Consider the following 13,488-nt stretch of genomic DNA (forward strand, 5'->3'; position numbering starts at 1 on the left):
GATTCATCTCCTTTCTATGCGGCAAACAGGCCGCCCAAATATGATGGATCGTATTCCAGAGGGAACTGAATCTCCTCTGCTGGAGACGGTGGTGTCACAAAGACGTGGAATCGCAAGGTTCCATTCATTAAATCTGTTGTTGGGTTTTCTGATTTCAAAAACTCAACTCTACCACCCAAGATATAACCAGCTGCTTGCAACCCGTTTAGCCAGATATTGACGCTATCCACAACGGTTTGCACCAGACGTTTATTGGTCGGATCGTCAACCTTCTGCCAAAAGGTGAGGATGAGCGAATTTCCGATCCAGTCGAACATTCGTCGGACAGGAATGAAGCTCTTCACCGGATCAGTAACCGCCGGATATGCTGCTGTTCTGTTCCCCCAGCATTTCCATCCACCTACAAAATTTAATGGTGCCACAATCCCTTGACCGTTTAGGTAATTAGCTTGGTCGATGCCCAACAGTACCTCTGCTCCATCATCAAGAACAGCGCCAGTTGCCTGATATGGTTTATTCGATGGTGACTCATACGGAACACCCTCGTTTTTTTCGTCTACAGTGCTGATCACGCCAGCAAGCTGCGTGGACTGATGGAAAACGTAGTCACCAAGTTTCAGCTTTGGATAGCAGACAGCCTGTGTCTCTGCTGTGTAGTTGTTCTGTTCCTTCCACGCAGGCGCATCCGTATACTTCTTGACCGTATCAGTTGGGATATCAAGCAAGGCCATGCAACGGAAATGGCCATTTATGTTGGTCGATTTGGCTTTCATTACAGCCCCAACGACCGGATCTTGTGACCATCCCGGGGCAAGCAGAAGCCCAGGCAGAAGGCGGAAACGTGGAAAAACTTGCTGAACCAACTCTAGACCAGTCAAACTTCCAGATGATGCGTCCACCCCGCCGATGACATCTGCTGACGTTACTGATGTCGGGTCCAACTGTGTATACGATACCGTCAATGTCGTCTGTGACTCCGTAATCGCGCCTCCATCGATACGGTTAATCACAATGGAACCGTCATTATCAAAGGCTGCAACGTAATCAGTGCCTTTCACGAGTGGCTGACCTGCTGATGTGAGCTTGACAACCAGTGACGGCAGTAGCACGCCTGCCTGATTGATCGTTGCTGCTCCTTTCACAAGCGACACCGAGCTGTCGGACACTTCTTTCTTGTGCTTCGCTGGGTCAAGCACGTTGATAAACACTACTGGCCCCTGCTGAAACAATTGGAAGTGGCTGTACATCATTTCGCAAAGCGTGTATGCCTTCCAATCTTCGTTATAACCAAGGGCTTCCACCGCCTCAGCATAGCTATAGCAAAGGATAGGTTCGTTTACGGGGGCTTTGTCTCGCTTTGACAGATGAATCGGTGCTGTGCCAAATACGACCGGCAGAGATGCCGACGCCGTGGCTGGTGGCAAAACAGAGGTCGGAACCTCCCGTACATATACTCCGTGTCGCATTATTTACCACCGTCCTTTACATGTTGAAATAGTGTGTGTTCAAGCGTTCCGGGCTTACGCATCCGCTCTTGAACAGCAGCAAGGTCATTCACTGGTACAATCAACTGGCGGATTGCTGTTTGTTTTTCAAAGAGGTCAATCAGATGCTCGGGAACACCACCTCGAAAAACCGTGTACTGCATCAATCGACCACCAGGAATATTTGGGCCAACATAGATCAATTGATCCTGTTGTTGTTTGGCTCCCCTTTTCTCTTGCCGTTTATCTGGTACCTGAACTCCTGTCGGATTTGTTACTTCTTGTCCTTCCTCTTTTCTTACCGCCATCAGAAAATTACCTCCTTTTGTACCTGTGGAATCGTCCACAGCGTATTCATTTCCCCGATCCACCCCGGATACGGCTGCTCGTCAAACAGTTTCCATCTGAACGGCAATTCCATCCGAAAGGATTGGCCGACAACCCGTTTTTTCAACAGTGCCTGACGCACGTCCTCGATGATGTTCAATACATCGATAAAGCCGTCATCGTCTTTCGAATGCGTGCCAACAAGCAACGTGATGCTGAATGTTGATCCGTCCGCTTGATCTTCGCCACCTGCTGCGCGAACGATGATAAACGGGTAATCCTCTTCTTGGCTGTCGGCTTTTCTCTGTGGAAGTGCCTCCAAAAATACTTGAGGCCGTGCAGACGCACCCTTTGGACTGGTCAGCTCAACATTGGTGGCGACTTTCTCCAAAAATGTCTGCAAGCTGCGCATAAGCAATACTGGTGTCATATCATCACCTCAACAATCGGTTTATTTCATGGTCCAAGCGTGTCTCCATACGTCGTTTTGCTTCCTGTTCGACGTGATCGACCACTTTTAGGCTGCCAACCATACCTGGAACAGATGGTCCGTACAACTCGCGGATCGGTAGCCCGGACCAGTACGTGCGTCCGTTTCTTGTGACCTTTTTATGGCGCCAGGATCGCATCCGTTTAAACACACCAACGTGCCCGCTGCGCATTCGTGCAATAAATGCCCCGTGTACTGGTGCTAAGCCTGCACGTCTTACTGCCGACTTGGTAGCTGTCGGCCGGCGCATCGGGACCTTTCCGGGATTCGTCTTAAACCTCATAAGTGGCAGGTTTGTAGATTTAGCTGTCATCGTAGCTTCCAGGTTCTCAGGGGCGGCGTTGCGAATACGTATCGTGCCTTTGACATCCGCAGTCTTCACGAAAAACCGCTCTTTCGTCTTCTTGGTTGCCTCAGTGCCAACACCGTGGATTGTTCTGTTCAGTGCAGATGACAGCGCCTTTGACGAATCACTCTGCACTCGGCGCAATTGACGAATAGCATTTCTCAGCTCTGGTATCCTCACATCACGTTCGCCTCCAGGGTGATCACATAAAAACCATCCTGTTCATCCACATTGACAACCTCATACATCTGGTCGTCCAGATCCATCAGTCCGCCTTCATTCGGTCGATAGCCTAGGCCAGTGCACGATACATGAATGACCTTTCTCCAAAGAGAAACCCCCTCCGCATGCGGTAAGGGGGTGCCATTCAACGTATCGGCTGCAATGATGAGCCGTATTTTCTTTCCCTCAAGAATGTGTTCATCTGCGAATTCGTCTGTGTTGAGAAAAACGTCAAGATCCGCTAAGATGACATCTTTGAGACTCATTCTGTCTCCTCATTTGGGATCGGCTTACCTTTAGACTTGCCCTTTTCTTCTACCACTTTAAGATCAAGCAGCCGTTCAGCCTCTTCTTTTTTAAGAGTCGGCAACTCTTCGCCCACTCTGTAGTCCTTCCCGTTATGTCGTACTGTACCTTTCGTAACGATAACTGACATGTCTTTATTCCTCCTTTTTAAAGTACTTTAGCGACAGCCCAACCATTTACGTCCGTAGGGATCGGGAACGGTCGAGAGAGCATTTGAAGATATCGTGCAGCTGGTTCTTTTGTGGTCCACGACTGTGGTGTGATACGGGCCCTAACATACTGGAAAGCTCCATTGTCACCCATGATTAGATTTGCGCCGTACGCAAATTCGAAAGGTTTTCCATCAGGTAGCATCGCCAAAGTTCCTGCCGGGACTACATCGGTTTCGATTCCATTTTCGTTTGTATAGCTGGCAATCAAGCTGTATACATGCAGATCAACTTGCTGTAAGTACCCGTGATAAGTAACACCATCCGGCTGCATTTCTTGGTTCAGATTACCAGCCGTAATAACTGAGTTGTTATTGATTTTTGCAAGTTCCAACACTTTTGGATGGGTCATGATTCTCTTACCAACTTCAAAGGTCGTGAGAATTTTGCGCGGAGTTCGTCCGCTTTTTTGCATAACATCTCGTTTGATTCCAGCAAGAATGTCCAAAACATCCGCAGCATCATTTGAAAAAAGGTCAGTGCCGGACAAGGTGTACATGTTTTCCAAATCGTAGTCCAGTTCTTGACTAATACCTTCCCCTACTTGAGTGACCCTACCTGTAAACATCAGGCTGGCACCCATCTCCACCATACGTTGTACGATTGAGTCATTCAGATGAACCAAGTCTTCCGTCAGTAGTTTCTGTGCTCGGACTTCAGGAGAATCAGGGTTGTACAAGCTTTCACCAGCTTGGCGTACTTTCAGGTCATTTGTTGTAATAATGCGCATCGGTTTTACCAGCGCTGGCTTGTATTGCTTAGCAGTAAATCCTGTACGTAAAATGACTTTACCCGGCAATAGCTCGTTTACATAGGGAGCAATAGGTTTGTGTCCCTTTTTGGTTTGAATTTCGATTTCTTCTTTTTCGAAAATTTCCCCTTCAGCAAAGAATTGATCTAGGATGTATGTGCTTGGCTTTGGGAATGCCTCAACCACACGGAACAAGTAGGGGAACGAGTAAATATCTCTTGCCATTGTGTAGGTCCTCCTTATTTGACAACTCGTTTTGTAATAATTCCGATCTTACGTAGCGCTGTTTCATGCGTCGCAATGGTGTCAGTGCCGCCAAACTTAAGAGCTGCGCGATTGAATTCACCATCGGTGTATGCCACTGCGCGAACATCCTTAGAGGTTGCATCAACTTCCACGTCAGCCAATACTGCATAAGGCGTTTCCGAGCCATCAGTCTTGGTAGAGTTAACAGGAGTCAAGACAGGTGTACCTGCGTAAAGGTCAGACTCAGCTAGTTGGGAGAGCTTTCCTAGAACTGTACCTCGAGTAACTACCCCCGATCCAGCTTTGACAACGATTGCAATTGCTGTTGGAGGCTTAACCCCACCAGCGAACAAATCATCAAATTTAACACTTTCGTATGCTGGCATTAAAGACGCCCCCCTTTTTTATTGATCAATTCTGTTGCGTATTGGACCATGATCTCAACTGCAGCAGCTTCTTCTTCGGCTTCATTCTTCGCCTGATTTACTGGTGGCTGTGTGGCAACATCAGTTACTTTGCTATTCTCAGCGTCCTTTTGGCGGTTTTCACCTTCTTGCTTTACACGTTCAGCTGAGGCCTTAATAATTTTCATTGCCACATCACCAGCAGTTTCTCCGTTAGCAATAGCATCTTGGATAAACGGTGCAGCTCCTGGAGCATCTGCCAACTCATTGAGTGCAGAAATTCGATTGCGCTCAGCAGAAATAGCCTGCGTCATAATTTCATTGACCAGGACGGGGTGATTCTCTTGCAATTCTTTAAAATTCATAGGTTTATCATCCTCCTTGTTTTTGATAGTTGATTGTGAGCTAGGGGAAGTGTTCATGATATTAAGTCCGAAGTTTTCATGGACTGGCATCCCCTCAACGCCATTGCTTCTTAAAAGTTCATTTCTAATTTTGTCGATGACTTCAGGAGGAAGTACAGCTCCCATCGATAGGTTATTGGTCACAACAGGCTCGCTCTCACTAAACATAATTTCATCTGCAAACCCGAGCCTTTTCGCCTCTTGAGCGTTGAGCCATGTTTCTTTTCCCATCATGGACAACAGATCATCGATGCTCATACCTGTTTTTAGTGCATAAGCGTTCGCAATAGCCTCATCAGTGCTATTGAGCATCCTGCGACCTCTGTCCATTACTTCCTTGTCGCCCCAGGCACTCGTAGCTGCGTTATGAATCATGATCTGTGCTGTCGGGGAAATCAAAACTCTATCCCCAGCCATCGCGATAAATGAAGCAGCACTTGCAGCGAGGGCTGTAATCTTAACGGTGATAGTAGCCGGGTGGTCTTTAATCATCGTGTAAATCTCAGAGCCCGCAAATACTGATCCGCCACCCGAGTTAATCGAAACTTCAATGTCCTCTTCGCCAGCTTCTTCTAGTGCTTTAGCGACTGCTCCTGGACTGATGGTAGGTATCCCAAACCATTCATAAATCCATGCTTCGCTATCCCCTACGACAGTTCCGTTAAGCTTGAGTTTTTTTGGCATTTTCTTGTTCACCCCCTTCCGAATCATCTTCTGAGTCATCTTCCGAATTTCCGTCATCCCGCTGTTGTGGCTTCACACTGGCATTACTGGAAAGACCTAAATCTGCCAAGCGCGTTTTTTCATACGCTCGCTGCTCGATGTTTTGTTCCCATGATCCTCCTGTCAACTCAGCCGTCTCCCGCTCAGCCGTTGAGAAATTGTTTTCGATGCGTGTAACCGCAGCACCAACCTCTTTCGTCGGGTCAAGCAAGCCTTGGCTTGGTCCATGCCACTCTGCACGTGTGTAGGCATGAAAAATAGCCGGATCGTCAAAGATACCCGGCGCGTCAATGCGTCCTTTTGTGACTGCTTCAACAAACCATTCCTCATAGATCGGCTGACAAAACGACTTCGCGAGCCAAGACCTGCGCATTTTGTACATTTTCCAAGCCTCAAGCAGCGCACCGCGACTTGCGGAATACGAAGATGTGAATTGCTTGGTTAGAATCTCGAACGGGAGTTCAAGCGCCGCCGCAATTTGCCGCAGCAACGCGTTCACAAAGCCAACATAGTCGGGATTCGGGCGTGTAGGATTCGCAAACTGGACGTCCTCTCCCGGATCAAGGTAAACGATGGCCCCGCGCCCCATCTTGATGTTGTTCCCGCCCGTTCCCGGTATTGGTTCCTGGTACTGGTTGTCAGTTTCAGGCTCCTCCATGCCGTGCATGTAGTCGTCATCCTCGGCAGGGGACTTTACAAAAACGGTGTACATGGCTGAAATAACGGCTGCCATCAACTCCGCTTCGGTATACTGATCAAGTTGCTTGAGAGCCTCAATGATTGGTGAAATAATCGGAATACCTCGGCGCTGTCCTGGCCTTTCAGCCTCAAACAAGTGAATGACGTTAAGCCGTCCGGTGAGCTCCCCGTATTTCTCAACTCTCACCCATTCTTGCGGAGATACAGCGACTCGGTTGCTCCCTGGGTGACGATTGGAAAAATGATATGCTACCACCATCCCATCATCGTCAACCTCTACCCCAGACTGAATCCGCTCGGGGTTTAGAAGTACTTTAGTCTCTGGTGTGTCGCATCGATCAGCTTCAATGAGGTTGATTCGCAGGTCGTATACCGAATGCTTACGTGGCAACATAGGCAGTAAAGCAAAAACATCACCACTCATGAGCGTTGAGAGAAAAGCCAGCGACTGCAACTCATAAAAATCATTGAGCCCCGCAGCATCACATTTGGTTGTTTCGGCCCACATGGACCACTCCCTGTAAATACTGTCTCGCAGCCTTTCTTCTTCCTTTTTGCTCAGCTTCAGAAACTTTGAGTCAAATGCTGGTTTGAGCCTCAGTCCAGTTCCGACTATGTTTGTGCGCAGTCCTTTATGCGCAGCAGCCACGATGTCTGATCCCATGTGCAAGTCTCGCGCACGAGCACGCAAGCGCTGAAGATTATCATGGATATCCACATCCGCGTCACCTGCATCCGTTTGCCACATGACCATGGATTTCTTTGTTTGACTAGCACCGTGCCTGCCATAACCTTTTCCATAACCGGAAAGTACGTTTTGAACTGCTTCATGCCGAGCTGCTTCTGCTCGTGCAGCTGCTCTCCGCTCGGCCCATGAAGGAAAGACAAACCCGATAGCACGATCCAGCTTGTTCATAGATCAAATGGAGTAATGCTTCTCACTTTTGAACGTCGTCGACCTGTTGCTAATTCGTCTATGATTCGCCCATAGTATTTTTTTCGCTCCAGCACAGTTCCCATATCCGTTCTGGTTAATGATCTACCAGCAATCGTATAGGACTGCGCAGATGCCAGTGCTTTTTCCGCATTTGACCACAACTTGTACATTTCTTTTGCCTCTTCAAGTGTCATTCTCGGCATTATCCTTTCACCTCCCTTCAAATGAGTTAGATGCTGCTCGAAACACCTTGTTTTCGACGTTTCTTCCCTGCCATAACTCCACCAGGCATCACCTTTGGACCGTTTGGCTGGCGCTCAATTGGCAGAGAGAGATTCGGGCGCAAAATTTCAATGACTGCCCGGTTGTAAACGGCAAGGTCAAAAGGTTCGTTTCTATCACGAATTTTCTTCCAAGTCTTGTACTTACGTCCGCCAATGGTCTGATATACGGGAGCTTCTGCAGTTAGCCCTAGGAAATACTCTTCTGTATATCCCTTATCCTCGCCAGGGAAATGACAGTAAAGTGGCCCGGGCTCCTGAACGTTTAGGCTATCAAACACTTTCACCTTGCCGTCATCCACACCAAGCAGCCAGAGCACAGCTCCTTCGAGTTGTGTTTTGCTTTTTTTGTAGATATACGGAACTTGTTTTGCTGACTTCGGGCTAATACCTTGCCCTTTGATGGCGTATATGTGCCTGTAGTTACGCGCTCGGGTGAACTCATACACTTCTTTCGTGAAATGACCGCCAGAGTCAATACAAGCGCCGATAATTCGGTATTCTCTTCCGTTTTCACCAAGCCATGAGCGACACAGGAACTCGTCAAGTTGCTTCCAGATTTCCGGCTTATCCAAATTGCCGTAAATGCGGTGATATTCGATCCCCCATGACTCTTTTCCAGCGCCCCAGCCCTTGACTTCGATCTCAAAACGGTCGTCTTGGGTATCAACTGCCGCTGTGATTACCTTCACTTCGGCTGGGACATCGTAGGCATATGTTTCCCGGCGAGCCGCCAGCGTCTTTTCATTCACGCCTTTCTCTTTGGTTTCCCATGGCTCTCCCAATACTGTGTTCACAAAAACTTTCAGCTTGTCGACGCCTTCTCTTTTTGCAACCAAAAAAGCCTTCGCAACCTCGCGCCAATCTGACCACGGGCTGGAAAGCTGATTGATATGAAAACCGCGACGGGTTGAATGCTGTTTCCGAGCTATCCACTTACCTTCGCCACGTTTCCAATCCTTCTCCGAGCCAAGCATGCCACAGTACGCGCAACGGTGCTCGGCTTTTGTGACGACAATCTCGCCACTCTCTGAAATATAGTGCTCGTAGACAATCCCGTCCTTAAACCGGAGTGGTTGCAGCTCCTCACAGTGAGGACAAGGCAAACACCACTGCTCCATTGTGCTGTCCTCATAAAGTTGATTGATCCGTGAGGTTTCTTTTTCGACCGGAGTTGAGACAAAAATATGTCTGCGTTTGTGACGGAAAGTTTTGGTACGGGCAATGGCAAGAGAGATGGGGTCGCCGTCTTTACCTGACGATATGGGGAACCTGTCTACTTCGTCACATAAGATAATTTGTACAGGTCTGGATGACAGTCCGGCAGGAGCATTTGCCCCCACAATCGCTACATACCCGCCTGGGAACGATTTTTCTTCAATCGTGTTACTGCTGTCCCGGGACTTTGCAACCCCAATCTTGTTACGCAGCACTTCACTATTGATGATCATGGGTGTAAGCCTTTTTTTGGAGTACGACTGGATTAAATCCTCATTAGGCAGGACGTGCAAAATCGGACAAGGCTCTTGATCAATGTACGATCCTGTCACATTCAGGAGGAATTCCGTTTTCCCTACCTGGGCGGACGCCATGATCGCGACTTCTTCCCATTTCTCAATAGAATCCATAATCTCACGCTGGTACTCAGCTCTCGATGTCCGCCATGGTCCAGTTTCTGCACTGCTTACAGTCGTCAATACACGGTGCTGATCTGCCCATTCTGATACAGTGAGTCTTCGTCGCGTCTCCCATTGTTTGCTTGCTTGTGCAAATAGCTCAACTGTCTTCTGGGCCACCATGATAAGCGTCGCCCCCTATCTGATCCGAGGTGTATTTTGCCATGGCAGACAGGGCCGTTTCAATTTCTCTGCGCACCACAGACTCTACAACATCAGCGGATTCGTTCTCGCACTCCGTAGAAACCCTGCTAGGTACCCCCATCAGGCGGGTTTTGGTTGTTAAGATCATATCCGACAGTAGCCATTCTACATCTGCCGCTGCATGGAGGTTCCCTTTTATTCGCTCCAGCTCCAGCTCCGCTTTCTCAGCCTTGGTCTTCTCATACCGAGTTTTAAAATCGATTAGACGCGGCTTCTGCTCTTCTTCCTTTCCACCGGACACATGCTCACAGTACGCTTGAACAGCTTCTCCAAGATTATACTTGCCTCTGCTTACCTGTTTTAGCACTTTATCTCTCGTCAATTGACGTATCCATTGGGGAGTCTTCCCTACAATTGCCGCCAATTCTGACGTCAGTATTTCTTTGTCTTGTAGCGTCTCTGGTTTCGCCTTTGGGTTCGCCAATTTTTCCACCTCACTTTCGTTTTAACGTCGTATTGTAGGGGTACCGATTTTCAGGTCATTAGATGAAGCGAAAATTTGAAAATGTCTTCTCTGGGATCGGGTTAAGCAAAAGCGAAAGTAATTTTTCAAAAATAAAACTAGCGCGATTTCGGGGCTCGCTTCACCCGCACGGTAACTGGTATGCTGGAAGGACCCAATTACTAAAACAAAAGCTTTGTTGATATTAAAAAATAGCACCTAATGGTGCTATATTATGCTAAGTTATTCGTTTACTACTCTAACCTTTCTCATGTATCTACTATCATTTGATCGGCTTAAAATAAACCCAAGGTGCTTTTCAAATTGCATTATCGCTTCTTTCATATCTTCCGATGAAACTGTTTTATCAACAACACTTCTGTGGAAAAGCTCTATTAGTTTAAAACCGGCTTTTTCCAATTCATAGAAAACTGGATGTTCAAATTGAGCCATACGACTTCTATTTATCAATTTGTTCATATAATCTATCGGTATTAAATCTTCTGGAGACCGTAATATTTTCTGCTGTGTTCTTGTCAAATCCAGTATCTCTTCAAGTATGCCAGTAATCTCTTCGTTTAGTTTTAAAGGAAATTGTTCTGGTTGGTCTGTACTTTCAGATTGGCCATGCAATTCGCCTTCCAAGGCTTTTAATTCCGCTTCCAATGTTGGCCACCAAACATCAAAAGCCCTATTTAGCCTAGCATCTTCAAGCGCATCCTCTAAACAAGCTGCATTGATACTAAATACCAACTTTTTAACATCTTCTTTATCAAAAATTGTTGACTGGAATTGAAGAATCGGTCCATTTACTTCGGACCTTTTTACTCCAAGCAGAAAAGGACAGACGAAAGACTTGTCAATGGCTTTTGATAGTGCACCTGCTTCAAAGTGTATCCAAGGTGCGCTGAGATTCTCTGGAGTTATACACAGCATACCAAAGGATGCCTCCTCCAATTCTTTTGCTATATCAGTACTCCAACGAGTTCCTTTGTCAATATCCTCGGATGATACGTATGGAACAACTGCTTGTATAACTGACGGGAGCCACTCTCTGAATGTTAGTGCAACCCTTTTACTTACTTCTCCAGACCAACTAAGAAAAATCTTCAAATTACCCAACTCCCGTCATCATAATCACTCTCTTCCATTTTCTTTCATTACCTTACAATTTTCAACCATATTTCCCCAATTTCTTTTTAGAATGAATAAGCCACCCGATAGACCGGATGGTTTACACATTTTCGCTGTTCATAATTTTTCGATGTTATCATAGTAACACGGGTTCACTGAATGGAAAATGAACACTTTTTGAAACGAAAATGAAATCAGTTGAACTCTATCCCCAAAAAAGAAAGAAGCACAATGAAAGTGCTCCTAAGACAGAAACGACAGTTGTTTATCAGTATAACCCAATACAATTTTTCTAAATTTCCATATTTCTTTTGCCATATCAATGTAAACGTCAATAGAACCAGCCGTTCCTTCATCAAAGTAACTTACAATAATGTCATACAACTTTATAACCAGCATATCCACTGAATCCACTTTAGGAAGAATCTCAAGTAGATCTGCAATTTCACTATCATATTCATCCTCCAAGAGTGTTAAACTATACACCCCTGCTGGATCATATTTATTGAAAAGGTTTCTAAAGAAAATAACCGTACCAGTGATCTCCATATTTACTTTTAATAAATCCTTAGAAACGGTTGAATCCATATCAGGTTTATATAATGCCACAAATTCCTTTGGTGACACTATAGTAAAGGTTTTTCCATTACTCACCTCAAAAAATTCCTCGACTAGTTCCCTTCTAGGAGAGAGAATATTACCGTGATGATCTTTAAGTACCCAATCATCTTTTTTATCGGCTGTAACAAATATTACATCGTTATCCAACGATAGTATATGTCTCCATATATAGTAATCACCGAAAGCATTTTCTTTTTTTGATGAGTCTCCACCACTAAGAGGAGGTAGTTTTTGTTGTGCTCGCTGCTTAGCCTCTTGTTCAATATCCTTAACCTTATCAAGATCCAGCTTAAAATAACTATTTGTTAACAATTCTTGCATTCCATCTAACACTGGATCACTATTTAAAAAGTCACCTAGTTTTTTTGTCAGGGTTCCAAGTTTTTTCCGATACAAGTCATATTTCTCAAAATATTGTTTTTCAAGTTCCAAATAATCATTAGAGTCATCTAGCATTTCAATTAGCGGAACTGTTGAAAGGAGACTCGAAGGTCTCTGTAACTTAGAATTCATTTCTTTATCAATTTTTTGTATAATTTCTACAACCTTTTTTGGTCTTTGATCTATAAACTCCTCAAAAACTTGTGCAGGAATTTTTAATCTGTTTGCCATCGAAAGTGAATTTAATGTATCAAGAACCTCGTTAAGAGTAACTTCCTTCCATTGATAAGCAGCCAATAGCACATTTGTGTCTACAACAATGTAAGCAGTATCTTTAATGTCACTTAAAGATTTCGGTTTGTGAAAAAATTTTTTTAAGCTTCCTACCACCATTTTGTCCAGTCCCATCCTTATCGTTTCTACAAAAAATACTACCATACATTTACTTTGATTCCAACTTAACCAATTCACCTGTATCTCTCGTTAGCCATCTCTTATATCCAAACTATTTTGTAAAAATTCATATTTATGGCTGCCTAATCACTCAGGCAGCCCTCTATTTCTCTTGATATAATTTTCCATGCTATCATTTTACAACGGGTGAATTGACACTGTAAACGAACTCTTTTTGACATGACTTCTATTCTACAAATCGAATGCTATCGATTCCAAAAATCAATGATGCCAAGGCTTCGCAGGCTTTATCCACATCTCTGTAAACGGTCCGAGTATCTGTTTTGTGACATTTCGCAATTTCTTTTGCTGTGCTTCTCTCCTCGCCGAGATACAAGAGTTGGACTGACTGGTAGACTCGCTTATCCTCTTCCCTGCCGGATTGATCGCACATGATCCGGTAAACGGCAATCATTCTGTCAATAAACTTCACCATTGCCCTGGTTCGAACCTTACTACGTTTGATGGAATCTAGGGCTAACTCTTCCGCGCCCAATTCTTTAAGCATCCAAGCATCGTCCATATTATCTAATTCTGCAGTCAATGTTTTGCAATGCTTTTTGAAATTCCTGTAATTTTTCAAAAGTAGTTTGATGTTGCGCAATCGTCGATCCCGTTTAGTTCTCTGCTTTTGCTTTGCTTTCTCTTGAAACTCCATTGCGGCATGAACAGCTGCACGAGTAATCTCTTCGATCATTTCAGGGCTTAGTGCTTGTTTCTCTGCCATACTTGTTCACCCTCTCTGTTG

At 45.4% G+C, this 13,488-nt stretch carries 16 protein-coding genes; all 16 read right to left on the reverse strand.

The genetic code is table 11. The features are described from left to right. Positions 1-14: 14 nt before the first annotated feature. The gene (locus HPY27_RS01575; protein ID WP_174224232.1) at positions 15-1,466 is read right to left on the reverse strand and encodes a phage tail sheath family protein; all 1,452 of its coding nucleotides are present in this window, start codon (positions 1,464-1,466) and stop codon (positions 15-17) included. After that, positions 1,466-1,792: a hypothetical protein gene (locus HPY27_RS01580; protein WP_174224233.1), complete on the reverse strand. Its 327-nt coding sequence runs from the start codon at positions 1,790-1,792 to the stop codon at positions 1,466-1,468. The genes HPY27_RS01575 and HPY27_RS01580 overlap by 1 nt, the downstream gene beginning before the upstream one ends. Continuing rightward, positions 1,792-2,241, reverse strand: coding sequence for a hypothetical protein (locus tag HPY27_RS01585; protein ID WP_174224234.1), 450 nt, complete (start codon positions 2,239-2,241; stop codon positions 1,792-1,794). Before HPY27_RS01585 ends, HPY27_RS01580 begins: the two co-directional genes overlap by 1 nt. A 4-nt stretch (positions 2,242-2,245) precedes the next feature. Then, positions 2,246-2,827 (reverse strand): phage tail protein, encoded by a 582-nt coding sequence (locus tag HPY27_RS01590; RefSeq protein ID WP_174224235.1) that lies wholly within the window; start codon positions 2,825-2,827, stop codon positions 2,246-2,248. Next, positions 2,824-3,135, reverse strand: a complete 312-nt coding sequence (locus tag HPY27_RS01595; protein ID WP_174224236.1) for a hypothetical protein — start codon at positions 3,133-3,135, stop codon at positions 2,824-2,826. The genes HPY27_RS01590 and HPY27_RS01595 overlap by 4 nt, the downstream gene beginning before the upstream one ends. After that, entirely contained in the window at positions 3,132-3,305 is a 174-nt protein-coding gene (locus HPY27_RS01600) for a DUF7210 family protein (protein ID WP_174224237.1), read from the reverse strand. Before HPY27_RS01600 ends, HPY27_RS01595 begins: the two co-directional genes overlap by 4 nt. Before the next feature lie 17 nt (positions 3,306-3,322). Further along, positions 3,323-4,360, reverse strand: coding sequence for a major capsid protein (locus HPY27_RS01605; protein WP_174224238.1), 1,038 nt, complete (start codon positions 4,358-4,360; stop codon positions 3,323-3,325). Positions 4,361-4,374: 14 nt separating this feature from the next. Next, positions 4,375-4,767 (reverse strand): head decoration protein, encoded by a 393-nt coding sequence (locus tag HPY27_RS01610; protein WP_174224239.1) that lies wholly within the window; start codon positions 4,765-4,767, stop codon positions 4,375-4,377. Then, positions 4,767-5,873: a head maturation protease, ClpP-related gene (locus HPY27_RS01615; protein WP_174224240.1), complete on the reverse strand. Its 1,107-nt coding sequence runs from the start codon at positions 5,871-5,873 to the stop codon at positions 4,767-4,769. Before HPY27_RS01615 ends, HPY27_RS01610 begins: the two co-directional genes overlap by 1 nt. Further along, positions 5,851-7,527, reverse strand: coding sequence for a phage portal protein (locus tag HPY27_RS01620; protein ID WP_174224241.1), 1,677 nt, complete (start codon positions 7,525-7,527; stop codon positions 5,851-5,853). The genes HPY27_RS01615 and HPY27_RS01620 overlap by 23 nt, the downstream gene beginning before the upstream one ends. Then, positions 7,524-7,751 (reverse strand): DUF6148 family protein, encoded by a 228-nt coding sequence (locus tag HPY27_RS01625; RefSeq protein WP_174224242.1) that lies wholly within the window; start codon positions 7,749-7,751, stop codon positions 7,524-7,526. Before HPY27_RS01625 ends, HPY27_RS01620 begins: the two co-directional genes overlap by 4 nt. 26 nt (positions 7,752-7,777) lie before the next feature. Further along, positions 7,778-9,628, reverse strand: coding sequence for a phage terminase large subunit family protein (locus HPY27_RS01630; RefSeq protein WP_174224243.1), 1,851 nt, complete (start codon positions 9,626-9,628; stop codon positions 7,778-7,780). Continuing rightward, the gene (locus HPY27_RS01635) at positions 9,606-10,133 is read right to left on the reverse strand and encodes a hypothetical protein (protein WP_174224244.1); all 528 of its coding nucleotides are present in this window, start codon (positions 10,131-10,133) and stop codon (positions 9,606-9,608) included. The genes HPY27_RS01630 and HPY27_RS01635 overlap by 23 nt, the downstream gene beginning before the upstream one ends. 261 nt (positions 10,134-10,394) lie before the next feature. Next, complete coding sequence (locus HPY27_RS01640) at positions 10,395-11,264, reverse strand: toll/interleukin-1 receptor domain-containing protein (RefSeq protein ID WP_174224245.1); 870 nt, start codon at positions 11,262-11,264, stop codon at positions 10,395-10,397. Between the two features lie 264 nt (positions 11,265-11,528). Then, positions 11,529-12,758, reverse strand: coding sequence for a PIN-like domain-containing protein (locus HPY27_RS01645; protein ID WP_174224246.1), 1,230 nt, complete (start codon positions 12,756-12,758; stop codon positions 11,529-11,531). 169 nt (positions 12,759-12,927) lie between these two features. Continuing rightward, positions 12,928-13,467 (reverse strand): hypothetical protein, encoded by a 540-nt coding sequence (locus HPY27_RS01650; RefSeq protein ID WP_174224247.1) that lies wholly within the window; start codon positions 13,465-13,467, stop codon positions 12,928-12,930. Between the last annotated feature and the right edge of the window lie 21 nt (positions 13,468-13,488).

This window comes from Brevibacillus sp. HB1.1, from assembly GCF_013332445.1.
Lineage (GTDB): Bacteria > Bacillota > Bacilli > Brevibacillales > Brevibacillaceae > Brevibacillus > Brevibacillus porteri.